This window comes from Veillonella sp. CHU594 (genome assembly GCF_003992265.1).
Classification (GTDB): domain Bacteria; phylum Bacillota; class Negativicutes; order Veillonellales; family Veillonellaceae; genus F0422.
Genome location: NZ_RQVB01000002.1, coordinates 96,578 through 121,499 on the forward strand (window position 1 = coordinate 96,578; position 24,922 = coordinate 121,499).

Below are 24,922 nucleotides of genomic sequence, written 5' to 3' on the forward strand. Positions count from 1 at the left end.
TTATACCGTTCTAATTACAAAATAGTCATACTTATTCATCTTGTTCTTGACATCGAAAAACCAAAGGAGTACAATACACACATACAATCAAACATTCGGGAATAGGTGCGAAAGCATAATAGAGAAGCCAGTTAAAGTCTGGCACGGTCCCGCCACTGTAAAGCAGAGCAAATCCAATTATGTCACTGGGAAACTGGGAAGGCTGGAGGCGCGTTGAAGCTGAGTCAGGAGAACTGCCTATTCATCATTCACCACTTGACCTACGAGAGATAGGGAGGAGAATCAAAGGCCTTTTTCTGATACTCCAAAATACAAGAAAAAGGATTTTTTATTACTACAATATGCGTTGTATGGGATACGTCACATATTGATGATCGCCTTATCATGGCCAAGTGAATTCACCATTATGGTATTAGCACTCAAAGTGTTGATATAGTTGTCATGATTTTGTATGGGCGTACATCATCATCCTAAAAAGAACCTGCCGGTGGGCAGGTTCTTTTTTTTGCGTCAATAGTAAATAGGGAGACCACTCACATACGAGTAGCCTCCCATATTTTTATCATAATTCTATTTTCTCTCTATCGTCATTGCCTTTCACATGGTACAATACAATTGCATAGGGGATTCCGGCCCCTTGTATCATACCCTCAAAGGCAATATGCGTGTCCAGCGCTAGCTTTAGAGGGTTTTTTCTTTGTCCATATACATTGCTTTGAAGTCTTCATAATCTTCCGCCATATAGTCCGGCATTATGGATAAGGCTTTTTCTTGGATCCATTCTGGGATTCCATAATAGGCCCCCGCTACAGCACCGACAATGGCACCCAATGTATCACAGTCACCACCGATGTACATTACATTGCGAATAGCCGATTCATAGTCTTCACTTTCAAAGAAACATTGCATTCCTTCTGGCACTGTTTTTTGACAGCTTGGCTCAAACCTATAAGTCTTATGCAACTCTTCCACACTGTACTCACCAGGATAATAGGATCGTACCATTTCTTGAATTTCTTCTTTCGTCGCTCCATGAAGTGCTTTGAACACGGCTAAAGCCGTCACTTCTCCACCTTTTAATCCTTCCGGATCATTATGGGTGGTACCTGTTACAATTTGGCTCAACAACTTGACTTCCATTTCACTATTCCCTACGTAAGCCACAGGGCTAATACGCATCGCTGCTCCATTACCCCAACTACCATAGGGCTCAGTCACATCAGATAACCCCCATCGGAAAAATTTTGCACCAAATCCGCCCATCGGTAATGGATTGGAAAGAAAATATTCTTTCATACGATAGATAGTAGCTCGTTGTAAATGTGTCCCCCTTCCTTTTACATCAATTAAAGCTCGTGCAATAGCACATGTTAAAATCGAATCATCTGTAGGCTTACAAGCCTCTGACAAAAACTCGAAGTCTCTGCTTTTGATATTATTGAACTCATAGATTGAGCCCGCCATATCTCCAATGATTGCTCCTAACATAGAACTCCTTTCCGGTGTTTCCACCAAACTCATTGCGATAATTACATAGATATATGCAAAAATTATATACATCTATGATTTTTCCACAATATACCTCGTTACATCTATTGATATAACTGAATTGTTACCATTATACACCATGTCTTTTTAAGAGACAATACCTCTCAACAGCTATAGACATATAGTGTAACAAGTGATAAAATTAAATGTTATTAACATTATTAATATCATAAGTGAGTTTGTTTTTGGGAGGCACTATGTCTTTAGTTTCTATGATTAAACATTTTCTACTTGTAGCTGCCCCCGTCATTGCTACACAATTTTCTATCATTGCTGGTAGTTTTGTAGCGGTCACATTAACGGGGCAATACAGTACTATAGATTTAGCAGCTATCGGTGTGGGGTATAACTTATGGGTCGCCGCTTTTTTTGGTCTGTCAGGAATTCTCCTTGGTGTGACCCCTATTATTTCTCACGCCTTAGGGGCTAAAAAAACTGAATCGGTAGCTGCTACTATGTGGCAAAATATCTATTTAGGGCTTGCATTTGCAACAGTTCTTATACTTGCCACTCTACTTGGTTTATCTCCTTTGTTAGATCTATTGGGATTAGAACCAGCGGCAAAATCTGTTTGCATCCAATATATGAACGCCATGTGCGTCGCCTTTCCAGCTATGATGATTATGTCTGGATTCCGATATATCGTCGATGCTCACGGAAATACTCGCTACTCTTTATACATCATTGGCAGCAGCGTACTTTTTCAGTCCATTTTCAATGTACTATTCATACAAGGTTATGGCCCCATCCCCGCTCTTGGGGGCTTTGGTGCCGGTATTTCAACGGCCATCGCCTATTGGTATATGATGCTGTGTTTCCTTGGATTAATTACATTTCACAAGAACTTTAAGCACTATCGGTTTTGGTCATCTTTCACTGGACCTAGCTGGATATTAATCAGAGACCAATTAGCCTTAGGTATCCCTATCGGTTTATCTATCTTTGCTGAAATTAGCATTTTCAGTGCTGCCGGTATTGCTATGACAAAATTTGGTACAGAAATTATAGCCGCCCATCAAGCTGCCTCTAGTTTCCTTGGTCTAACGTTTTCCTTTCCACTTAGTCTAAGTATGGCAGCTACCATCGTTATTGCCTATGAATTGGGGGCTAAACGATATCAAAATGCCATTACCTACACATGGATTACTCGTGGCGTAGCCATATGTATCGCTCTTGGTATTGGGACCTATTCCTTCACACACATCGATTTCTTAGCTAACTTATACACTAAAGAGGAACACATGATTCCTCTCATCGATAGCTTCATTTCTTACGCTGTATTTTTCACCATCATCGATGCTCTAGGCACTCCATTGCAGGGTGTACTTCGGGCTTATCGTGATGTAACTAGCGTGTCTATTATTACTATAGGTACTTATTGGGGGGTAACCGTTCCCGTTGCGTATCTATGTTATCTATTCACAGATTTTGGCCCCTATTCCGTATGGATCGGGTTATTGTCAAGTACCTCTACGGCAGCGTTATGTTATATGTATCGCTTGCGGAGAGTGCAACGTAAATTACTATATTTGACGTGAAAGAAAATAACACACTCTAATTCTACAGGACTGTTCACCTAGAGCAGTCCTTTTTATATTCCTTAGTATCCCTCTTACAAGTATTTATAATCTCCAATACAAAACTAGGCTATAGACAATGCATATATCAGACTTTTTCAGATAAAGCCATTTTATTTTGACATATCGCTCCAAATACTATAGAATATAGAAATGCAATTTAAACTATATATAAATGTATCATTATTGATGTATAACAGAAGGAGCTCCTATGGCTACTATCAATCCAAATTACGAAAACCTACAAGGTTCCTATTTATTCGCAAATATTGCACGCAAAGTAGAAGCTTTCAAAGAAAGCCATCTGGAGGCAGACATCATTCGCCTTGGCATTGGCGATGTGACACGCCCTCTTGTGCCAGCTGTCATTGAAGCTATGCACGCCGCAGTAGAAGAAATGGGTTCTGCCGATACATTCCGAGGTTATGGTCCTGAGCAAGGCTACGATTTCTTGCGCAATGCCATCGTTGAAGGCGATTATGCTCCCCTAGGCATTACTATTCAAGCTGATGAAATCTTCGTATCTGACGGTGCTAAATCTGATGTGGGCAATATTCAGGAAATTTTCTCTGAAAATAACATCATCGCTATTACTGACCCTGTATACCCTGTATATTTAGATTCTAATGTGATGAGTGGTCGCACTGGTAAAGCTATCGACGGCATCTACGAAAAAGTGGTATATTTACCAACCAATGCAGAGAATCATTTCTCTCCGGCATTCCCAAAAGAACGAGTAGATATCGTCTATCTTTGCTGCCCTAACAACCCAACTGGCACTGTATTAAGCCGTGCTCGTTTGGCGGAATGGGTACAGTGGTGTAAAGATAACGAAGCGATCTTAATGTTCGACTCCGCTTATGAAGCTTTCATCACATCTACAGATACAGTTCGTTCTATTTATGAAATCGAAGGCGCTCGTGAAGTGGCCATCGAATTCCGTTCTTTCTCTAAAACAGCAGGTTTCACTGGTACTCGTTGTGCCTACACTGTAGTTCCTCACGAAGTAACTGCAAAGAACACAGAAGGCAAACGTGTTCCTCTGAACCCAATGTGGAATCGTCGCCAGACCACAAAATTCAATGGTGTTCCTTACATCATTCAACGTGGTGCTGCTGCTGTTTACACACCAGAAGGTCGTGCACAAATTAAAGAACACATCGCTTACTACATGGAAAATGCTCGCATTATCCGTGAAGGCTTAGAAGCCATTGGTCTAACTGTATTTGGTGGTGTTGATGCTCCATACATTTGGATTCAAGCACCAAAAGGCATGACTAGCTGGGACTTATTCGATACCCTATTAGAAAAGGTACACATTGTAAGCACTCCTGGTTCTGGCTTTGGTCCAGAAGGCGAAGGCTATTTACGTCTCACTGCATTCGGAAGCCGAGAAAACACCATTCGTGCAGTCGATCGCATTAAAACATTACAATTTTAATATCCCCCCTTTTCTCTATGAGAATTTTTCGCTATAATGGTACATGCGAAAAATAGCGGACATAATCCTCCCTATTTTATTTCATCATATACTGTAATCTTACATTACAGTTCGTATAGCATTAATATTAATGAAAGTATCAACTTTCACGAAAGGAAGTAACAATGAGCAACATTCGTATTGGTATCGTTGGATACGGCAATCTTGGTCGCGGTGTAGAAGCGGCTGTAGCATTACAACCAGATATGGAATTAGTAGGCGTATTCTCTCGCCGTTCTGGTTTACAAACTGTTAGTGGCGTTCCTAGCTACACAATGGAAGAAGTGGAATCTTTCAAAGGCAAAATCGATGTCATGGTATTATGCGGCGGTAGTGCTACAGACCTAATCGACCAAACGCCTGCTTTAGCAGCGCATTTCAATGTCATCGACAGCTTTGACACACATGCTCGCATCCCTGAACATTTCGAAAATGTGCGCAAAGTAGCCCAAGAAGCTGGCACAGCAGCATTAATCTCTTGCGGTTGGGACCCTGGCATGTTTTCCTTGCAACGTGTGTACGCTGAAAGTATCTTACCACAAGGCGATTCCTACACATTCTGGGGCCGTGGTGTATCTCAAGGTCATTCCGACGCGATCCGTCGTATCGAAGGCGTAGCAGATGCTCGCCAATACACAGTGCCTAAACAAGAAATCATCTCTGCTATCCGCAATGGTGAAACACCAGAAGTGACAGCTACTTCTTCTCACCTTCGTGAATGCTATGTAGTATTGGAAGAAGGCGCTGACGCAGCTCGCATTGAAAATGAAATTAAAACAATGCCTAACTACTTCGTTGGCTATGAGACAACTGTAACATTCATATCCCAAGAAGAATTGGATGCTAACCACAAAGGCATCCCACATGGCGGTCTTGTGATCCGCAGCGGCGAAACTACAACAGGTACAAAACACATCTACGAATTCGGTTTACAACTAGACTCTAACCCTGAGTTCACTGGCGCTGTATTAGTAGCCTTCGCTCGTGGTGTGCATCGCTTAGCAGCACATGGTGGTCGCGGTGCTTTCACAGTATTCGATATCGCACCAGCTTGGTTATCTCCAAAATCCGCTGAAGAATTACGTGCCCATTATCTATAAGATATACGTTTGATAATAGTATCTTCGTTCATGAGATACACGAGGCTGTAACAAAATAGCACCCAATAAAATAGAGGAACGTTGATCAAGAAGTATCAACATTCCTCTATTTTTATATTTTATATAAATCTATTGGCAGTCTATATGCAATTATGGTATACTATGACTGTAAAAAGAGAGCCCTCAACGTGCACTAGGCGTTAGGCTCATCTCGAATGATGGAACACGAAATGCCTAACGTGTTAAGGTCCACTAAACCTTATATCGTTAGGCATTTATATTACTTTAATAATTTATCGCAACCAACAAAGGAGTTACCCACACATGAGCACAAATTTAGAAGTAGGCATTGTAGGCCTTCCAAATGTCGGAAAAAGTACATTGTTTAATGCTATTACAAAGGCTGGCGCAGAAGCGGCAAACTACCCATTCTGTACCATCGAACCAAATGTAGGCGTGGTAGACGTACCTGACGCTCGTTTAGCGGTGTTGGCTGAGATGTTCGGTTCTAAACGCATCTTACCTGCTGCCATGCGTTTTGTAGACATCGCAGGCCTTGTGGCTGGTGCATCCAAAGGGGAAGGTTTAGGCAACAAATTCTTAAGCCACATTCGCCAAGTCGATGCCATTGCACAAGTGATTCGTTGTTTCGATGACCCTAACATCACACATGTGGCTGGTTCTGTAGATCCTGTTCGCGATATTGAAATCATCAACACTGAACTTTGCTTAGCTGATCTTGAAAGCGTAGATAAGCGCTTACAACGTATTGCTAAATTAGCAAAATCTGGTGACAAAGATGCTCGCATTGAAGCGCCTATTTTAGAAAAAGTATCTGCTGCTTTAGGCGATGCCATCCCTGTTCGTGCCCAAGGCTTAACAGACGATGAGCTAGAAATCTTAAAAGACCTAACACTATTAACAGCTAAAAAATCTTTATACGTAGCCAATGTGGGGGAAGATGAAGTGTCCGACTACTCTGGCAACGAATTTGTCAAACAAGTAGAAGACTATGCTGCTAAAGAAGGTTCTGGCGTAGTTGTCGTATCTGCTCGCATTGAGTCGGAAATTGCTGAATTATCCGACGAAGAAGCAACAGCTTTCCTAGCTGACCTCGGTTTAGAAGAAAGTGGCTTAACAAAATTAATCAAAGCTAGTTACTCCTTATTGGGCTTAATTAACTACTTCACAGCTGGCGAAATGGAAGCTCGTGCGTGGACTATCGTGGAAGGCACAAAAGCTCCACAAGCAGCTGGTAAAATCCACTCCGATATCGAAAAAGGCTTCATTCGTGCGGAAATCGTATCCTTTGACGATTTAGAAGCTTGCGGTAGCCAAAATGCTGCCAAAGAAAAAGGTCTTGTGCGCCTAGAAGGCAAAGACTATATCATGAAAGACGGCGATGTAACACATTTCCGCTTCAACGTATAATAACCTACTAACAATACAGGCATATACAGTGTACTTTTACTTAAAATATCACTGTATATGCCTCTTTTAGTTAGCAAGGTCTGCGTACATATTCAGTTGGTTCTTTTCCCTTTTCATAATAATACATATGAGAAGGGGTTATTTTTTCTACTTCAAAGATACGTAACACTTCTTCTATGTATTCTTCTTGCACACCAATAGAGAGCCCACAAGCACTAGATAGCTCTGGTGGAACTGGCATTAACTGATGAGGCACTTTATATTGCCCTAACATTTTATCTGCTTTATCTGCAAAATAGTAAGAACTAAATAGAACGAGTACTTTTTGTGGTACCTTATCTGTAGCTGTATCAAGTTTCTTACTATCTACTGCAAAAACGTTCATGTGCGTCTACCTCATTCCATCTTTCCAGTTCTATCTACCAATGTTACCACGCATCTAATTACAACGTAACAAATGGTTCTTGCATCATACTTTCAGTAATAGCATACAGATTCGTAATAGTGCCTACTTGCACTTTGTCTTTCACCTCGTAAAAGTCTAAACAAATGCCACAGCCACTAACAGTCACCCCTGCTGCTTCTAAGGCTTTGAAGTTTTCAATATGTTCAGACCCTTCTACGAGCATTTTTACAGCGCTATTAATGCAATAGATGGCTTTGGGTTTCACATCTGTTTCTGTCAATACATAGATGAATGTTTTCATCAAATTACGACCTAACTCTTCACTACCTTCACCTAAATAGTCTTTTGTCAGCAATAAGACTTTACCACCCATAGAAGGGGTTGGCACAGATGGTACCGCGGTTCCCATCAATTCAGGGGGAACTGTATCTTGACTAATCGGCGCACCCATTGCTGCTTTTTCTGCTTTTGTTTTTTCATAAGCTGCAATACTGCGTTCCAAGCTACCTGTACCATTTGTCATATAAAATGGGGCCTCTCCACCGGCAATCGTTGTATTCGTTACAACCTTTCCTAGGGGTGCAGCAAATTCATTTTCAAAAATATCTTCCAAATCTAGGTCCCCTAAATCATTCGAAGTTTGAATATTTACAGCACTAACCGCAGTCACTTCCGCTTTCACAGCTGTAGGGGGAATCAATACAACGATGTAATTTCCCTCTTGTTCTAATACATGGTTTTCATAGCCTCGGTATTCTCCTAATTTCACCACATTGTCACGGCTCACATCATTGTCGACAATGACTTTTACATACAGATTCGCATCAGAATCCATCGCTTTTTTTGCTTCAATCACAGGCGCTGGGCATACTTGGCCTCGCATATCTATCGTTACTTCTTTATTTGACATAGACTTGTTTCCTTCCTTCCTGAATGACACGGCCGATCTGCGCGGCCTGTAAACCCTTTGCCTGTAACTCTGAAAGTAACTGCTTTCCTTCACTTTCAGAACAAGCAAATAATAAACCACCTGATGTTTGCGGATCAAAACAAATATCGCTCCATACTGGATCTAAATGGTCAGCAAACTCAGCTTGATCGCCTAATGCTTTACGATTCCCATAGGTAGACGCTGGAACTAAGCCCATACTAGCAGCCTCTAATACATCCGTAAAGAGAGGAATTTGCTCCGCATAGAGTTCCACAGATGTTCCACTAGCTTTTGCCATTTCAGATACATGACCAATCAAGCTGAATCCCGTAATATCCGTACAACCGTGAATGATAAACTGCGCCGCCACATCTCGAGCTCCTTTATTAATCGTTCCCATACTGTGCACAGCTTCCTGCACACCTTCAGAGAATACGCCACCTTTTGCAGCCGTGTTCATAATGCCCGTTCCAATCGGTTTAGATAGAATTAAGACATCACCCACTTGAGCATCTCCATTCGTCCAAATATGACGTGGATTAATGAGACCAGTCACAGCCATTCCAAAAATAGGCACTTCATTTTCGATACTGTGACCACCAAGAAGAGCTACTCCCGTCTCCAGTAAAACCTCATTGGCCCCTTCTAAGACCTCACGAAGGACACCTTCTTTCACTAAAGACACAGGAAATCCTACAATATTCAATGCTGATATAGGCGTGCCCCCCATGGCATATATATCACTTAAACTATTGCAAGCCGCTACTCTACCAAAGAGTCTCGGATCTGCCACTGGAGGTGTAAAAAAATCCACCGTCTGTACAATAGCTTGACTTTCATTAATTTGATACACTCCAGCATCTTCCATACCAGATGCATCGGTCAATACAGCTGGATGTGTAGGCATCTTCATATGTTGCAACACATCCTCTAAAATGTGCGGCCCAATCTTGCAAGCACAACCGCCCTTAGCTGCATATTTTGTTAAATCAACCATAGGTATCCCTTTCCTAGAAAATTATTATGATTTACGAATCATATTTTATTCTTCTGTTGCTTCTTTTCTGGATACTATCTTTTTTACATTCTTTTCAAACTTAGGTCGTGGTATCATCACTTGATGCCCACAGCCTTCACAGACTGTTACGAAATCAACGCCAGTTCGTTTAATCTCCCAATTCTGACTACCACAAGGATGGGGTTTCTTCATTTGTACCACATCACCTACTTGGTATTTTATAAATCCCATAGGCACCTCCTATTTCCATGATTATGTTTATAGTATATCATCTAACTTTATATTTCTCTATAGGGCCGTATGGGTATTACTAAAAGTTTGCACTAAGGCTGTCAACCCTCTCATCAGTACTGATGACTGCTATCACTTGTTAGCAACTGACAACTCCCCTTTTCTGTTTCATAACTAAGAAACCCTATAAATAGAGGGATTTCTATGTATTATCATTACAGTTTTATCTCTTGAGTTCGATTCTCAATTTCTTTTCTGTGTAATCCCCTTGTTTTTATAGGGAATTAAATAACTATAAATGCGATACTATAGCCGATTGAGAGACTTTATCATTTACAAAAAAATTTAAATTTTTCTAAAAAAAGACTTGCATTTCTCATTTTCATAGTCTATAATGTAATCAACAATGATTATTCGTTAAGTAACGAAATCGATAGGGACTTGTTCAAGTGAACAAGCCCATTATACAAATAAGTATTTATTTTATTACAACTATGTAAAGTACATGGAGGAACAAAAATGCCAGAATTAAAAGGTACTCAAACAGAAAAAAATCTTCAAGCAGCATTCGCTGGTGAATCTCAAGCTAACCGTAAATACACATACTATGCAAGTGCAGCTCGTAAAGCTGGTATGAACAAAATCGCTGATTACTTCGAAGAAACAGCAATCAACGAATCCGCTCATGCTAAAGTATGGTTCAAATTGTTACACGGTGGCGATGTAAACGCTGACGTAGCAATCAACTTAAAAGATGCTGCTGCTGGCGAACACTACGAACACACTGTAATGTACCCAGAATTTGCTAAAGTTGCAAAAGAAGAAGGTTTCGCTAAAATCGCTTACTTATTCGAACAAGTTGGTGTTATCGAAGCTCGTCACGAAGAACGTTACCTTGACCTTGTAACTGCTGTTGAAGGCGGTAAAGTGTTCAAACGTGAACAACCAGTTGCTTGGATCTGTGCTAACTGTGGTTATATCCACATCGGTGAAGAAGCTCCAAAACTTTGCCCAGTATGTGCTCATCCACAAGCATTCTTCTCTCAACACGGAGAAACTCTTATCTAATCAGTAAGCCGAGTGGTTTCTTAGATAAGTACTATAAAACTGTATCAAGTGATACAAAACAACCTACATAGAGAACTAAGTAGTTCTAAGGGTAAGTACCCCATACAAATGATATACTAAGTAGTAATGATATATACCCAAGTGGGTCAAATTACATATGCCTTATCCCAAGTGGGTTAGAACTAGTATAGGTATACTAAAGCGACTGTGAAAACAGTCGCTTTTTTGCACCCTAACTCATAAGTATATAGGTTCATAGGTATCCTCCATATAGTAGCTATACATATCTTTCACCATGCATCATCGTATCTTCATATTACTAGGATATACTTTAACTACAAGGTTCACTTCTCAAGATGGATACTAGTATGTAACAAACTCTTACACGCAGTCGTTTTCAAAATATACCTGCGGTGATAAACACTACTAGGTACTAAACTATATTTTACAAATGAAATGATGAAAAGGAGACACTTATGAAACGTGCACTACTCTTGACAACACTAGCCATGACTATTGGTTCTTCCGCTTTTGCTTCATCCATCAACTATCCTAATTTTCAAAGCGACCATACACCTATGTCTTTTAAAATGGCATCTGCTGAGGATATGAAAGCATACACGAAAGATTTGGAAACTTACTTAGCAGATACAGATGCAGTGATTCAAATGTTGATTACTAAAAAACGTGCTGCTATCGATGCTTACAATGCAGGTGTACGTGAATATAACAAGGATGATTTTTTTCATAAAGATCGTGTAGAACCATACTCCTATGATGAAAGTTACTCCCAAACTAAACGTGTAGGTGGGCATACATACCATACCTTTGGTGATACTGTGATTATCACATCACCTAACTCCATTCCTGTAGTTGAAGAAACAAAATCGCAGAAAAAAGAGGAAGATGATGCCTTCGCACGCATGATGCGTCGTATGGAACGCCACCTAGGCATTGATCGATGGTAAGGTTTCCTATATATACCCTTAAATACCCTTAAATAGCCTTACACTACCCTTATCTATATTCTTTTATATTCCCTTCCCTATATCACAAATAAGGACCTCTATCGCGCGATAGAGGTCCTTATTTTACATCTGTCATGGCACACTCAAGGAATAGCCTATTTTCTTCAACTCTATGATAGAAAAAAGCTGCAACCTACGCGATATCAATAGGTTGCAGCTGTATATCTTTTAGTACTTTCATCATAGATACATGATGCATCTAATACATTACTTATACCTTATCGAATTGTTTTTGTGTCGTTAAAGGCTTCTTGGTCAAAAGTTCCTTGCAAACGATCTACTACAATAGCATTTGTCATAGAACCACTTACATTTAACATTGTACGTCCCATATCTACAATAGGGTCTACTGCTAAAATTGGAGAAATGGAGCCGAAGAATGCTCCCATACCAGTACCAGATAAGGATACGGATGCTGCCATAGTTGCTGTACCCGGAACCCCTGCAATCCCTAAGGAGCCTAATGCAATCACGATAACGCTCATCACATACATTGTAAAGTCTAATGGCACTCCAGATACGCGAGCGATATAAACGATACATAAGGCTGGGAAGATGCCTGCACAGCCTTGCATGCCTGCTGTCGTACCAAAACTTGCTACTGTATTCGCAGTAGCAGGGTTAACGCCTAACTTTTTAGTCAATGTTTCTACCGTCAATGGTAATACACCCATACTAGAACGAGATGTGAAAGCCAAGATTAAGGCTTCTTTTGCTTTACGGAAGTACATGATTGGACTAACACCAAACATAGTTAATAATACAGCTTGTACTACTAACATGATTGCAACGCCTACATAGATTAAGATAATAAACAAGCCCATGTCAGCAATAGCACCAAACCCTTTTTGCGCCAATGTTGTAGCCAACAACGCCACAACACCATATGGCATTAAGCCGATCACAAAATCTGCTACCCAGAAGATAACTGTGTGCACTTCATCAAATAATTTTGTGACTACTTCTAAATCACTGGCACCATGTTGTTTCACAAGTCTAGCAACACCACCAATAATAACGCCAAATACAACAACAGCAATAACATTAGTTTGCGCCATTGCATTAATAGGATTTGCTGGTATCAAGGCACGCAATGTATCTACAACAGGTTTTACCTCTCGCATTTTAGAATCACCAGCCACTGCTAAGGTACCTTCTCCTAATCCTGTTACAGTACCTAGTACTAAACCTATAATAGCAGCAATACCTACCATGATTAAAGCTACTACACCTGTGGAGGATACAAGGCGTTTTAAGTTCGCATTCGTATCCATATGTAAGATAACATGAACAATGGAAATAAATACCACAGGAATGACAAGCATACGGATTAAATCAATAAATCCTCCCCCAATAAGAGAGAACCACTTCGTGCTTTCCTTAATAAACACCACGTCCATTGGGTTTTTAGGGAATCCTGCAATCAATTGCACCGCAACCCCTAACACAGCACCTACTACAGTGGCAATCATTACCAATGTGCCGAATTGAATATTTCTTTTTTGAAGAAAATACACGTATCCCAACGCAATAAGGAATAACACAAGTATTCCTACTGTCATGAGATCGCTAATCATGAGAAATTGTGTAAAAAATGGCATATCCATACAAATTCCCCTTCCTTTCCAGACCTAACTATAGTCCAATTACTTCTTGATTCCCTGCACTGTACAGGCAACAATATGACCCAATTATATCATTCTCAATATAGCACGTCAATATTCCTACTTTTTATATAGGTTTATATCCATGAGTTATAATCATAAACTAGACCATAATTAACAGCATTAGTTAACAAATATAGGAGACGAATTATAAAATTTATAGTACAATAGAATAGTAAAGGTTAACAATAAGAGATCTATTGTACGATGATGTGCGCCCATGAATAGAAACGAACTAACATGACATCTGACTACGTATGTTTAGGAGGATACCATGGATACATCTTACTATTATAATTTTATCATCTTAGTACAAACGGGGAATATGACGCAAGCAGCAGAGATACTGCACATTACGCAACCAGCTTTAAGTAAGCAACTCAAGTACTTAGAAGCAGAATTTGGTACCCCCCTATTAGTTATCAAGCGTGGCCAACGTGGAGCTAGCTTTCACCTCACCGAAGCCGGTCGCATTTTCTATGAAAAAGCACAACAATTGTGTTCCATTGAGGAGTCTACCTACGCTGATGTAAAGCGTCTTAGTTCTGAGGTAGAAGGCACTCTTCGTATCGCCTCCTCTGCCTCAAGGTCTACCGCCTTAATTCAGCAATATTTGCATTTCTTTTCCCGCCAATACCCTGTGGTGCGTTATGAAATCTATGAAGGATTAATGACAGATGTTACAGAATCCTTATTAAATGGTAGCGCTGAAATTGGTCTATGCAACGAGCAAATGGTAGATACCAACAAATTTGATGTTCTCTATACGCAAACGGAGGACTTATATGCTCTGTTCCGAAAAGATTTATTTTGGACAGACCGTGACCTAGAAAGTATTTCTTGGAATGATATTGCCAAATGTCCTCTTAGCTTGTCTGGTGGTTCTGTACGTATGTTGATGCAAGCTCATCACAATGACTTCTCTTCTCTCAATGTTATTTCTGTAACTACCACAAAGAGTTCTGCCATTGAATGGGCTCAATCTGGACGTACCATAGCCATTATTCCTATGGATGGACAGGAAACCGTATCTCATCCAGATATGACTCGCATTAAGTTAACAGAACTGACCAACACATTCTATAAAGCGTTTATTACCATCAAAGGACAACCTTTGTCCATGGTGGCACAACAGTTTTTAGAATTCTACAAAGCGCATTCAGAAGAATAGTAGCTACGAGGCTATGCATTTTATATCCATGTGAACAAAAACACTACAACACTTTACAGTGCATAGAGGAACATTGATCATTGCGTATCAATGTTCCTCTATTTATTTTATATTCATATATTCCGCACTATTGATGCCTTTATCTAAGTATTTTATAGTACAGGGTATCTACAACAATCCGACTAATACACAATACAAAAAAGGGTCCCTAAGGACCCTTTCAATATGTAAATTACATGGTATATCAATTTCCTTACACAAGCTACGCCATTTGAGAGCAAAATTAACTCTTTACATATTACTTAGCAGCGGCTACAAAATCTTCAAAAATTACTTTATTTAACTCTGTATGACGCATCATTTCTGGATGGAATTGATACGTACGTAGATATGGATAGTCAGTGCCTTCCATTGCTTCTACTACAGTATCTTTCGCACGTCCTACCACACGCAAGCCTTCGCCAACTTCTTTCACGACTTGGTGATGATGGGAATTCACCATCACTTCTTCTGCACCTACCATAGCAAATAATTGGGAGTCCTTTTCAATCACCATGGAATGAGTTGGTAATCCTGCTGTTTGGCTTTGGGCATGCTTAATCGTAGCAAAGGCAGGTAAATCTTGATACAAAGAACCTTTGTGAGCTACGTTGATGATTTGATGACCACGGCAAATACCCATAATAGGAATGTTCCGTTCTTTCGCAAAGGCTAATAGACGCATATCAAAAATATCGCGTTCTGGCCAAATTTCACCTAACCCACGTTCTGGCTCTTCGCCATAGAATTGTGGGGCAATATCATGACCGCCAGATAAAAGTAACCCATCAATGCGCTCCACCAAAGCTTTCAATACAGCTTCATCTTCTTGGAATGGAATAATCACAGGAATACCACCTGCTTCTAATACGGATTGCACATAATCATCATTTACATAGGATCGTTTATACCCTGGGAATGGACCTCCTTGGTCAATCATATGAGAACCTGAAATGCCGATTAATGGTTGTTTCATGTATATTACCTCTCCTTACTTATATACTATAATATATAGCTATATAATAAAGGAATTTATCCTTCATTACAAGGTGTACATATATCTATTCACAAAAATAGATGTATTTTATGATTCCTAACATACTATAAAAATAGATTTAAAGAAAAGAACATACAATATAATAGGTTTTCCTCTGTATATCATGGTATATCTGTTACAGTAAATTTTCTACTGCATTCTACTAGTATTTACCCACCTTAACATAGGCAATGCCATCCATTATAGGTCTAGCCGTTCTAGCTACACCTGCTTTGGTAACACATAAACTCTCTGTATCTATATCAATAGTAAATGTAAAAGTCCCACTTGGATGACCCAAAGTAACGGTTTTCGTACGCTTAGCCTCTTCACTGACCACATCATTGACAACCGTTCCTGGAATGAGGGCTGCTGTGGCTGTGGCAATGCCTCCTGTCACTGCATAAGCCTTATGAATCACTTGTAATGCTTTTGTGCGCGCCACTATATCGATCGATGCGCCCTCAATGACACGGCCCTGTATATCTGTATACGTACAAGACGTTCCCACCATACATACCTTTGGAATGGCTGGACTAGCACTATCTTTTGATGTAACTAATCCCATTCTGACAGCGGCAGTCTTACGAATATCTTCTAATATAGCCAATAGCCCCTCTTTATCTGTTTCAATGTCACTTGGCATTTCTGTTCCTGTATACCCTAAATCTTCTGCTTTCACAAATACACCTGGTGTGGCAGAGTCCACAAAACTTACGTCTATCCTTTGATTGTTCTTCGCCGTATGCGCATTGCCTACTTCCAAAGTAATGGTATCTCGCACATTGCCTGTAGGCAGTAATTTCCCAGTTTTAGACCCACTAGGGGATTGAAAGTAAAGCATGATTTGTGCCCCTGTACCAGGAACTCCATCGATGGCAAAGTCTCCTGTTACCACTGGTAATCCATCTTGTACAGGTATATGAGCTTCTATGATTTTATGGGTATTCGTATTATGTATGCGAACTACAGTTATTGGCTCTACTGGTTCTACCAAACCACGTAACATAGCAAAAATACCAACTCCAGATGAAATATTACCACAATTACCTTCATAATCGACAACTGCCGTATCGATACCTACGTAAGCAAATGTATAATCTACATCACATCCTTCCACCGAAGCAGGTCCCACAATAGCCAGTTTACTCGTTAAAGGGTCTGCTCCTCCAATCCCATCAATTTGACGTATATCTGGACTCCCATAGAGGGATAGAATCATTGCATCCCGTTCTACTTGATCTCTAGGCAAGTCTGGAGCATATAAATAAGCTCCTTTACTAGTTCCCCCACGCATATATAATACGGGTAATTTCATATATTCTTTCATCATTCACCTCGAATATAGAGGATGACACAGTCTACACTGTGCCATCTCTTACTGTATCTATTAACTATTATTACTAATTATTGTCCACCATTACGCAAGAAGTTCAATTTACCTCCTGCTCGAACAATTTCTAATTGTCGTTCATTTAATGGTGTTCTTAATGTATAAATAGTAGATTTTGTTTTATTCTCTACGGTAAATACACCAGCTGCAAAGGAAGCATCATCACAATGATAGAATAATTCATCACCTTCTTGAATACTCTCATAATCTGCATCATTTTCAAATAATAAAGGCAAAATACCAAAGTTAACAAGATTATCCATATGAATCCGTTCAATAGATTTTGCAATCACTGCTTTTACTCCTAAATACATTGGGCAAAGCGCGGCATGTTCACGAGAAGATCCTTGTCCATAACTTTCACGAGCTACAATCACATTATAGTATCCATGCTCAACATTTTCTTTACATTCTTCTGCAAAATCTGGTTTTACAGGGCTAAATACATATTGACTATATTTAGGTACATTCGATCTAAATTTCAAATATGGTCCAGCTGGCATAATATGATCTGTAGTAATTTTATCCTCTACTTTTATAGCTACTTTAGCAGAAATTGTTTCTGGTAAGGCACTATTACTAGGAGGTTCGCCAATATTAGGACCACGTAAAATAGATTGGTTCACATCACAGCTTGGAGCAACAATCAAGGAATCATCAATTTCATACACCTCAGGGAGCTCAATTGTTGGTACTTCTATTCCTATTTCACGAGGATCTGTAATCGTTCCCGTTAAAGCAGAGGCTACCGCTGTTTCTACTGAAACTAAATGTACTAAGGCATCTTTAGTCCCACTACGACCCTCATAGTTACGGTTATTCGTACGCAATGAAATAGATTTTGTTCGTGGTGCTTGTCCACAACCTACACAGAATCCACAAGCACTTTCAAACAGACGTGCTCCGGAAGCAAGTATATCTGCTAAGGCTCCATTTTTTGTAATCATAGCTAATGCTTGCTTGGATCCAGGAGCAACCCCAAAACTCACATCTGGATGAATTTTACGTCCTTTCAACATTGCTGCTACGATCATTAAGTCTCGATAACTGGAATTGGTACAGCTTCCCACTAACACTTGATCTACGGCAACATCTTTTAATTCTGCTACTGTTTTTACATTATCTGGAGAGTGTGGACATGCAATCATAGGCACTAATGCATTTAGATCAATTTCAATGACTTCATCATACTGTGCATCTTTATCTGCCTGTAATTCCACCCATACATCTTCACGACCTTGAGCGCGTAAAAACTCTTTTGTTTTTGCATCACTTGGGAAAATGGATGTAGTGATTCCCATTTCTGCACCCATATTCGTGATTGTTGCTCTCTCTGGTACTGTTAAAGATGCCACACCTTCACCTGTATACTCGATGGCTGTTCCTACATTTCCTTTAGTGGTTAAAATACTTAATACTTTTAACACGATATCTTTTGCTGCACACCAAGGTTGTAAACGCCCATTTAATTTAATATTCGTAACTTTAGGACAAGTTAAATGGAATGGCTTTCCTGCCATAGATGCCGCCACATCCATACCCCCAACACCGACAGCAAACATCCCTAAACCTCCAGCAGTTGGAGTATGACTATCTGCACCTACTAAGGTTTGACCTGGTCTAGCAAATCGTTCTAAATGTACTTGATGGCAAATCCCATTACCTGCTTTTGAGTAATAAATACCATATTTACTTGCTACATCTTGTAAATATTTATGATCGTCTGCATTTTCAAATCCATCTTGTAATGTATTATGATCTACATAGGATACGGATAGAGTTTTTACTGTATCTAAACCTAATGATTCAAACTCTAAGTACGCCATAGTCCCTGTGGCATCCTGTGTTAACGTTTGGTCTATGGCAACAGCAATATCTTCACCTGCAACCAATCTTCCCTCTACTAAATGAGATTCTAATATTTTATAGATTAAACTTTTTCCTGCCATCTTAGTCCTCCTACTTATGACTAACTACGGTTTTACCTTACTTGAAGGCCTTTATAGTTTAAGTATATATGTTGTAAGTAAATAAATAAAATAGATTACATTTATCTTATGTGATAAAATATTTTTATTAAAGGAGGGCGACCATGGAAACTATGGAAAAAGATTGGCATTTTTTTATTGCTATTGCAGAAGAGGGAAATATGACGAAGGCAGCCAATCGTTTATATATCTCTCAGCCTGCGTTATCGTATCGTCTACAGCAACTAGAAAAGCAGTTCAATAAACCTTTATTTATACGTACATCTCGTGGCGTTACCTTAACAGAAACAGGGGAATTATATTATCACTATGCCTTAGATATGCTACATAGAAAGCGTGAATTTGAAAACACTCTATCCAATTATAGTAAAGAAATAACAGGAACATTACGGCTTGGCGTCTCAAGCATCTATGCCAATTATATGTTACCTGATATTTTATCAGGGTTTACGCAAGCCTATCCAAAGGTAAAGTTAGAAGTTTATACTGGCATTAGCTCTAAAATAGCTCAATTATTTCAGTCTAATGAGGTAGAGGTTGCTATTATTCGCGGTCCTCAATCCATTGACGGTGAATCATTGTTAATTCACACAGATCGCATCGGTTTAGTAACCAATACATCTTTACCTTCTAAACCTATGCCCAGAGAAGACATCTTGACTTTGCCATTTATACGATATGCAACAGCCCATGATTTATATACTATCATCGATAAATGGTGGAAACAGCATTACCAAGTCCCTCCCAACGATAGTATAAAAGTTGATACCATGGCTACATGTCGACAATTCATCAGAAAAAATTTAGGATGGTCTGTTCTCCCAGAAACAGGATTGGGAAGGTTCTCTGATGAATTTACCTTTGATCCATTACTATGGGAAGATGGTACACCTCTATTGCGAGAAACAAAGCTTTATTATCAAGCAAATTCCCTACAACGTAGAGCTGTTCATACCTTTATTACCTATATAAAAAGCACTATATAATAGTCTATTGCATATACATATACTAGATATACAAAAAGGATTGAACTCGTTGAGTTCAATCCTTTTGTATTTGACAGTATGTAATTATAGTAATGGTTTACGTACTACGTCGATGATAGATCCATCACGATATTCGATGATAGCTACTACATCTTTAGGATCTTGAGATACTTCAATACCTTCTGGTTTACCAACCATGTCGTACGCCATTTGTTGTAACTCTTCAATTGTGTAAATTGGCAAGTTAGAATCTTTGAAACGTTCAATTAAATCTTGACGATTTGGATTGATCGCGATACCACGTTCTGTTACCAAAACGTCGATACTTTCACCTGGAGTGATAACTGTTTCCACGCGTTCACGAATCATTGGCAAGCGACCACGAATCAATGGGCATGTAATAACAGTTACTTTTGCGCCTGCTGCTGTATCAGAGTGACCACCAGATGCACCCATCAAGATACCGTTGGAGTCAGTCATACAGTTTACGTTGAAATCTGTATCGATTTCTGTAGCGCCCAAGAATACTACATCTAAGTAGTTTGTCATGCAGTCTGTTGTAGGGTCTGCGTACATGGATGCGCTCATTTCGATATGATTTGGATTTGTATCCAAAGATGCCGCTGCTGTTGTGTCAAATGTTTGTGTATCATAAATCGCTTTGATGTGACCTTTTTCAAGCATGCTGACTAGTACGCCTGTAGCACCGCCAACACCGAATCCACCAACAACGCCTTTTTTCTCTAATTTTTCACCGATGAATTTAGCTACTGCTAATGGAGCTCCGCCAGCGCCTAATTGGAAAGAGAAACCTTCTTGGATAATGCCCGCTTCATCAAGGAATTCTGCGGCCATTTCCGCAATTTTAATTTGTACAGGATTTTTTGTGATTCCCACAGCACCAGATGCGATACCTTCTGGATCACCGATAGCCTCTACTTCTACGATGTAATCTACATCTGTTTGAGGGATGGAGATTGGGTATACATTGTCGATTAAGTTATCTGTTAATAATACAGTTTGGTCTGCATAGTGAGAGTCAACCATAGCATAACCCAACGCACCGCAAGCGGATTTACCTTTACGGCCTGTAGCATTACCACGACGATCACAAGCAGGTACGCCCATGAAAGCTACGTCAATATGAGCTTCCCCAGTACAAACGGCACGAGCACGTCCACCATGGGAACGAATTACTACTGGGCGTTTTAATACGCCTGGGTTCAAGCTTAAGAATTTGCCCAATGCATCACGAAGACCAGATGTTTCGATGGCTGTTACTGTACCATCTTTAATCATATCGATTAAGAATTCATGGCAAGGTGCTAAGGAAGAATTAAGGATTGTAATATCTTTGATTCCTTTGGCTTGTACACGGTCCATCACAAGTTTCATTACATAGTCACCATTACGTAAATGATGGTGGAAGGAAATAGACATGCCATCTTTCAGACCTACTTTTTCAATAGCTTCATCGATAGAGCCTACTAATTTATCTTCGCCTGGAGTGTGAAGTTTCACTGGTTTACCTGCACGAACTGCAGTTTCTGTCATTGCAAATTGTCCTTCATAGAGACGACGACCTTGAAGGCATTCTAATTCCATAGGAATATCGCGACCAATTTTATTTAACATCGATTTCTGCTCCTTCCTCAAGCTCTACTTTGATACCTGCTGCACGGGCTTTATCTACCACGCGTTGTGCACGTACTACGATAGGACCGTCGATCATTTTACCATCTACAGCGATAACGCCTTTATTGTTGCGAAGTGCTTCTGCATAGGAGTTCAACACTTTTACAGAATGAGCAATTTCTTTTTCATCTGGAGTGAACACTTCATGGATAATTTTGATTTGGCTTGGGTGAATACAAGATTTTCCATCATAACCAAGAGCTTTAATGAATTCTACTTCTTCACGGAAGCCTTGTGGATCTTTCACATCGGAGAATACTGTGTCAAGTACACGGATACCTGCTTCACGAGCTGCATGAAGGATTGTTTGACGAGCAAATAACAATTCATGAGCTGGTTTATGTTTGCCTGTACGAAGGTCAGCACGGTAGTCTTCCGCACCAAGAGCAATCGCTACTACACGAGGACCTTGTGCAATTTCACGCACATTGTATAGACCTTTAACGGATTCAATAGCAACGATAATATTGATAGTACCTTCTTCCCAACCGTTCGCTTTTTCTACTTCTTCAATTTTCTTAGCAACGATTTCTACTTCAGATACATCTTCTGTTTTTGGAAGACGAATCAAGTCAGGTTTTGCTGGTACAATCACATCAAGGTCAGCATAACCATATGGAGTTTGTGTAGGATGGTTGATACGAACCACTGTTTCGCCTTTGAATTTTAAAGTTTTCAAAGCTTCTGCTGTCAATAAACGAGCTGTATCTTTTTCAGTGACTGCTACAGAGTCTTCAATATCAAACATGATGGAGTCTGCACCGTGGATATCAGCACTGTTAATCATTTTAGGCGTGTTACCTGGTACGAACATCATGGAACGAGATAAACGTTTTTTTGCTAATTCAGTTAATTGGCTCATTATGCTTCGCTCCCTCTTTCTAATGCACCCAATACACGGGCTTTAATAGTATAATCCCAAGCTGCTTTATCGATAGCTGTTACTTTCACGCCATCGAAGCCTGCTTCTTTTACAGTGGCTTCAATGAAAGCACGAATATGCTTACCATAAGCACGCTCAACTTTTGATTTTAATTCTACTTCGATACCAGATGCAATTGGTTCAACCGTTACCAATACATCATTTTTTTCATCAAAGCCAGCCATAGCTGCTTTCACTAGATGTTTCATAGCAAATCCTTTCTATTACATCAAAATATAGCATAAAAGTCAGGTTCTACAGAGGTATTTCCCCTGTAGACTCTGACTATACAAATTACCTTGTCCTATAGGATGCCTAGCATACCCCACCATGGATAGCCTACTACGAATGTAAGGGTTAAGCACAATACAGCGATAATACCGCCAGTAATCCACCAATCTTTTACATCATTGTAACCTGCGCCAAATACGATTGGTGCTGCTGCTCCGCCGTAGTGTGTTAATGCACCACCATAAGAGTTAGATGCACAAAGCACTAATGCTAATGCCATAGGATTTACACCTGCTGCTGGGCCTACTGCCAAGAATACAGGTAGCATTGCTACTACATAAGCAGATCCAGATGCAAATAAGTAACGAATTGCTACGGAAATAATACCGATAATAACAAGTGCAACAAATCCATTATCTCCGAAGTGAAGATGTGTTTGCATTACATCTGCTAACCATTCGAAGAATTTTGCTTTAGATAACGCATCAGATAAACCGATGATACCACCGAACCACATCAATGTGTTCCAGCCACCTTTATTGGCAACCATATCATCCCATTTAATCGCGCCTAAGCAGAAACTAGCAACCATAGCTACAATAGCTACTGCAGTAGCATCAATTTTAAATTTAATACCAAATGCTGCTAAGATAGAAGGCAATGCCCAACCTACTAATGCAAAGATGAAAATACCAACTAATGTTTTTTCAGCGCTAGTCATAGGTCCTAATTCTGCTAAGCCTTCTGCCGCAATTTTCTTATTGTCAACTGTAGTCAACGTTGGTTTGTTTAATAAGTATGTTACATATGGAACTATTAATAACATTACTATGCCTGGTACTGACATAGCCAATGCCCATAATCCCCAATCTAAATGTACACCTAACATTTTTGCCATGAAGTCACCTGCTAGTGCATTTGGTGCCATCGCTGTTAGGAACATTAAGGACGTAACTTTTGTTACCATGTACGTATTAACCATTAAGAAACGACCAGCTTTGTTCGCTGTTTCACCAGGTTCAGAACCCAAGGATTTCGCTACGGAGTTCATGATTGGGAATACGATACCACCACAACGAGCAGTGTTAGATGGTGTAGCTGGGGAAATGATTCCGTCTAATAAAGCCGTTACATAGCCTAAACGAAGTACTGTACCGCCAAATGCATTGATTAGATGATACGCAATACGACGGCCTAAACCAGTCTTTACAAATGCTACAGATAAAGCAAATGCAGAGAATACCAACCATGCTGTTGTTGTAGCATAACCAGAAAGAACTGCTTTTGTGTTACCCAAAAATAATGCAGAACCTGCAATAGCGGATAATACTACTACAGGAGCTGGAAATGGCTTCAAAATTAAGCCTACGATAGCTGCTAAATAGAAACCAAATAGTTTCCAAGCACCATCTGCTAATCCTTCTGGAGCTGGGCTATACCAGATCACGATTGGGATTAACAACATAATCAAAGCATTGATTACTTTTTTGTTCATCTTGTGTCTCCTTACTACATAAGATATAAATACATTGCCTATGTTGCTTGCACTCATACTTTCTATAAACGTGAAACTTAATATATATATAAATGAATGTATATAAGGGCGGTTCACCACTTACTAGAATACTAGAACGTGCAAATGTCTAGGTCTTTTTACGCTCTCATTATATCCAATCATTTCAGAAGGTAAAAATAAAAATCCTTTATAAGGCTTATAAAAATTTTATTATCATCAAAAAGCCTTCATGTATGCATTTAGAGAATACATTATAAACATAGGTATCATGCGGTTTTTATGTTATTCCTACTAAATTGTTCCTATTTTCATGATATATATCTATAATAATTGCTACTTTCATATACATTAACAGTCTGTTAATAGTATTATAAACTAATCAAATATTAGCATTAGAAAAATCTATACATTGTAAAAACTCAAGCATACTAATATACAAAAGTACCAACTACAATGCAAACCA

General features: G+C 39.6%; 20 protein-coding genes, 2 pseudogenes and 1 riboswitch. Of the genes and pseudogenes, 8 read left to right on the forward strand and 14 right to left on the reverse strand.

The features are described 5' to 3' along the window. Positions 1-86 precede the first annotated feature (86 nt). A riboswitch (cobalamin riboswitch) is annotated at positions 87-256 on the forward strand. Positions 257-681: 425 nt separating this feature from the next. Next, entirely contained in the window at positions 682-1,488 is an 807-nt protein-coding gene (locus EO111_RS00945; RefSeq protein ID WP_164723786.1) for an ADP-ribosylglycohydrolase family protein, read from the reverse strand. Positions 1,489-1,745: 257 nt separating this feature from the next. Between EO111_RS00945 and EO111_RS00950 the strand changes: the two genes are divergently transcribed. The 4 genes from EO111_RS00950 to ychF all read left to right on the forward strand — a co-directional run bounded on the left by EO111_RS00950 (position 1,746) and on the right by ychF (position 7,136). Beyond that, positions 1,746-3,086: an MATE family efflux transporter gene (locus EO111_RS00950; protein ID WP_127010226.1), complete on the forward strand. Its 1,341-nt coding sequence runs from the start codon at positions 1,746-1,748 to the stop codon at positions 3,084-3,086. 250 nt (positions 3,087-3,336) lie between these two features. Next, a complete protein-coding gene (locus tag EO111_RS00955) occupies positions 3,337-4,566 on the forward strand; it encodes an LL-diaminopimelate aminotransferase (protein ID WP_062400991.1) in 1,230 nt (409 codons plus the stop codon). A gap of 164 nt (positions 4,567-4,730) precedes the next feature. After that, the gene (locus EO111_RS00960; RefSeq protein ID WP_009352856.1) at positions 4,731-5,705 is read left to right on the forward strand and encodes a diaminopimelate dehydrogenase; all 975 of its coding nucleotides are present in this window, start codon (positions 4,731-4,733) and stop codon (positions 5,703-5,705) included. 324 nt (positions 5,706-6,029) lie between these two features. Beyond that, the gene (ychF, locus tag EO111_RS00965) at positions 6,030-7,136 is read left to right on the forward strand and encodes a redox-regulated ATPase YchF (RefSeq protein WP_062400993.1); all 1,107 of its coding nucleotides are present in this window, start codon (positions 6,030-6,032) and stop codon (positions 7,134-7,136) included. A 70-nt stretch (positions 7,137-7,206) separates the two neighbouring features. On the opposite strand, the gene EO111_RS00970 is transcribed toward ychF, so the two are convergent. The 5 genes and pseudogenes from EO111_RS00970 to EO111_RS00990 form a co-directional block, all read right to left on the reverse strand. Further along, positions 7,207-7,521 carry a DUF3343 domain-containing protein gene (locus EO111_RS00970; protein WP_127010227.1) on the reverse strand — a complete coding sequence of 105 codons (315 nt, stop codon included), beginning with the start codon at positions 7,519-7,521 and terminating at the stop codon, positions 7,207-7,209. A 58-nt stretch (positions 7,522-7,579) separates the two neighbouring features. Further along, positions 7,580-7,915 (reverse strand): annotated as a pseudogene (yedF, locus tag EO111_RS08430) (sulfurtransferase-like selenium metabolism protein YedF); the annotation flags it as partial. Between the two features lie 333 nt (positions 7,916-8,248). Then, positions 8,249-8,452: pseudogene (locus tag EO111_RS08435) on the reverse strand (sulfurtransferase TusA family protein); the annotation flags it as partial. Further along, positions 8,442-9,470 (reverse strand): selenide, water dikinase SelD, encoded by a 1,029-nt coding sequence (gene selD / locus EO111_RS00985; protein ID WP_126940570.1) that lies wholly within the window; start codon positions 9,468-9,470, stop codon positions 8,442-8,444. The pseudogene EO111_RS08435 and the gene selD, both read right to left, overlap by 11 nt. Positions 9,471-9,515: 45 nt before the next feature. Continuing rightward, positions 9,516-9,722, reverse strand: a complete 207-nt coding sequence (locus EO111_RS00990) for a DUF951 domain-containing protein (protein WP_009352829.1) — start codon at positions 9,720-9,722, stop codon at positions 9,516-9,518. A 519-nt stretch (positions 9,723-10,241) separates the two neighbouring features. On the opposite strand from EO111_RS00990, the gene rbr reads away from it, so the two are divergent. Both rbr and EO111_RS01000 read left to right on the forward strand, forming a co-directional pair. After that, positions 10,242-10,790 carry a rubrerythrin gene (gene rbr / locus EO111_RS00995; RefSeq protein WP_009352954.1) on the forward strand — a complete coding sequence of 183 codons (549 nt, stop codon included), beginning with the start codon at positions 10,242-10,244 and terminating at the stop codon, positions 10,788-10,790. A 476-nt stretch (positions 10,791-11,266) separates the two neighbouring features. Beyond that, complete coding sequence (locus EO111_RS01000) at positions 11,267-11,758, forward strand: hypothetical protein (RefSeq protein WP_127010228.1); 492 nt, start codon at positions 11,267-11,269, stop codon at positions 11,756-11,758. A 278-nt stretch (positions 11,759-12,036) separates the two neighbouring features. Here the strand turns inward: EO111_RS01000 and EO111_RS01005 are convergent, their stop codons facing one another. Beyond that, positions 12,037-13,425, reverse strand: coding sequence for a cation:dicarboxylate symporter family transporter (locus EO111_RS01005; RefSeq protein ID WP_127010229.1), 1,389 nt, complete (start codon positions 13,423-13,425; stop codon positions 12,037-12,039). Between the two features lie 331 nt (positions 13,426-13,756). Here EO111_RS01005 and EO111_RS01010 point away from each other — a divergent pair, with 331 nt between their 5' ends. Next, positions 13,757-14,653: a LysR family transcriptional regulator gene (locus EO111_RS01010; protein ID WP_127010230.1), complete on the forward strand. Its 897-nt coding sequence runs from the start codon at positions 13,757-13,759 to the stop codon at positions 14,651-14,653. A gap of 298 nt (positions 14,654-14,951) precedes the next feature. Here the strand turns inward: EO111_RS01010 and EO111_RS01015 are convergent, their stop codons facing one another. From EO111_RS01015 to EO111_RS01025, 3 genes are all read right to left on the reverse strand, one after another. Further along, complete coding sequence (locus EO111_RS01015; protein ID WP_127010231.1) at positions 14,952-15,668, reverse strand: gamma-glutamyl-gamma-aminobutyrate hydrolase family protein; 717 nt, start codon at positions 15,666-15,668, stop codon at positions 14,952-14,954. A gap of 223 nt (positions 15,669-15,891) precedes the next feature. After that, entirely contained in the window at positions 15,892-17,046 is a 1,155-nt protein-coding gene (locus EO111_RS01020) for a 2-methylaconitate cis-trans isomerase PrpF family protein (protein WP_240642208.1), read from the reverse strand. A gap of 89 nt (positions 17,047-17,135) precedes the next feature. Next, entirely contained in the window at positions 17,136-19,070 is a 1,935-nt protein-coding gene (locus tag EO111_RS01025; RefSeq protein WP_127010233.1) for an aconitate hydratase, read from the reverse strand. A gap of 143 nt (positions 19,071-19,213) precedes the next feature. Here EO111_RS01025 and EO111_RS01030 point away from each other — a divergent pair, with 143 nt between their 5' ends. Next, entirely contained in the window at positions 19,214-20,095 is an 882-nt protein-coding gene (locus tag EO111_RS01030) for a LysR family transcriptional regulator (RefSeq protein ID WP_127010234.1), read from the forward strand. A gap of 84 nt (positions 20,096-20,179) precedes the next feature. Here EO111_RS01030 and citF read toward each other — a convergent pair whose 3' ends face one another. The 4 genes from citF to EO111_RS01050 all read right to left on the reverse strand — a co-directional run bounded on the left by citF (position 20,180) and on the right by EO111_RS01050 (position 24,438). Beyond that, positions 20,180-21,730 (reverse strand): citrate lyase subunit alpha, encoded by a 1,551-nt coding sequence (citF, locus tag EO111_RS01035; protein WP_009352834.1) that lies wholly within the window; start codon positions 21,728-21,730, stop codon positions 20,180-20,182. After that, positions 21,720-22,652 carry a CoA ester lyase gene (locus EO111_RS01040; RefSeq protein WP_009352816.1) on the reverse strand — a complete coding sequence of 311 codons (933 nt, stop codon included), beginning with the start codon at positions 22,650-22,652 and terminating at the stop codon, positions 21,720-21,722. The genes citF and EO111_RS01040 overlap by 11 nt, the downstream gene beginning before the upstream one ends. Further along, positions 22,652-22,921 carry a citrate lyase ACP gene (locus tag EO111_RS01045; protein ID WP_009352869.1) on the reverse strand — a complete coding sequence of 90 codons (270 nt, stop codon included), beginning with the start codon at positions 22,919-22,921 and terminating at the stop codon, positions 22,652-22,654. The genes EO111_RS01040 and EO111_RS01045 overlap by 1 nt, the downstream gene beginning before the upstream one ends. A gap of 95 nt (positions 22,922-23,016) precedes the next feature. Then, complete coding sequence (locus EO111_RS01050; protein ID WP_062401015.1) at positions 23,017-24,438, reverse strand: anion permease; 1,422 nt, start codon at positions 24,436-24,438, stop codon at positions 23,017-23,019. Between the last annotated feature and the right edge of the window lie 484 nt (positions 24,439-24,922).

Coding starts and splice junctions, on each gene's coding strand:
- EO111_RS00945 (WP_164723786.1), bottom strand. CDS start 1,488: ATGTTAGGAGCAATCATTGGAGATATGGCGGGCTCAATCTATGAGTTC.
- EO111_RS00950 (WP_127010226.1), top strand. CDS start 1,746: ATGTCTTTAGTTTCTATGATTAAACATTTTCTACTTGTAGCTGCCCCC.
- EO111_RS00955 (WP_062400991.1), top strand. CDS start 3,337: ATGGCTACTATCAATCCAAATTACGAAAACCTACAAGGTTCCTATTTA.
- EO111_RS00960 (WP_009352856.1), top strand. CDS start 4,731: ATGAGCAACATTCGTATTGGTATCGTTGGATACGGCAATCTTGGTCGC.
- ychF (WP_062400993.1), top strand. CDS start 6,030: ATGAGCACAAATTTAGAAGTAGGCATTGTAGGCCTTCCAAATGTCGGA.
- EO111_RS00970 (WP_127010227.1), bottom strand. CDS start 7,521: ATGAACGTTTTTGCAGTAGATAGTAAGAAACTTGATACAGCTACAGAT.
- selD (WP_126940570.1), bottom strand. CDS start 9,470: ATGGTTGATTTAACAAAATATGCAGCTAAGGGCGGTTGTGCTTGCAAG.
- EO111_RS00990 (WP_009352829.1), bottom strand. CDS start 9,722: ATGGGATTTATAAAATACCAAGTAGGTGATGTGGTACAAATGAAGAAA.
- rbr (WP_009352954.1), top strand. CDS start 10,242: ATGCCAGAATTAAAAGGTACTCAAACAGAAAAAAATCTTCAAGCAGCA.
- EO111_RS01000 (WP_127010228.1), top strand. CDS start 11,267: ATGAAACGTGCACTACTCTTGACAACACTAGCCATGACTATTGGTTCT.
- EO111_RS01005 (WP_127010229.1), bottom strand. CDS start 13,425: ATGGATATGCCATTTTTTACACAATTTCTCATGATTAGCGATCTCATG.
- EO111_RS01010 (WP_127010230.1), top strand. CDS start 13,757: ATGGATACATCTTACTATTATAATTTTATCATCTTAGTACAAACGGGG.
- EO111_RS01015 (WP_127010231.1), bottom strand. CDS start 15,668: ATGAAACAACCATTAATCGGCATTTCAGGTTCTCATATGATTGACCAA.
- EO111_RS01020 (WP_240642208.1), bottom strand. CDS start 17,046: ATGAAATTACCCGTATTATATATGCGTGGGGGAACTAGTAAAGGAGCT.
- EO111_RS01025 (WP_127010233.1), bottom strand. CDS start 19,070: ATGGCAGGAAAAAGTTTAATCTATAAAATATTAGAATCTCATTTAGTA.
- EO111_RS01030 (WP_127010234.1), top strand. CDS start 19,214: ATGGAAACTATGGAAAAAGATTGGCATTTTTTTATTGCTATTGCAGAA.
- citF (WP_009352834.1), bottom strand. CDS start 21,730: ATGTTAAATAAAATTGGTCGCGATATTCCTATGGAATTAGAATGCCTT.
- EO111_RS01040 (WP_009352816.1), bottom strand. CDS start 22,652: ATGAGCCAATTAACTGAATTAGCAAAAAAACGTTTATCTCGTTCCATG.
- EO111_RS01045 (WP_009352869.1), bottom strand. CDS start 22,921: ATGAAACATCTAGTGAAAGCAGCTATGGCTGGCTTTGATGAAAAAAAT.
- EO111_RS01050 (WP_062401015.1), bottom strand. CDS start 24,438: ATGAACAAAAAAGTAATCAATGCTTTGATTATGTTGTTAATCCCAATC.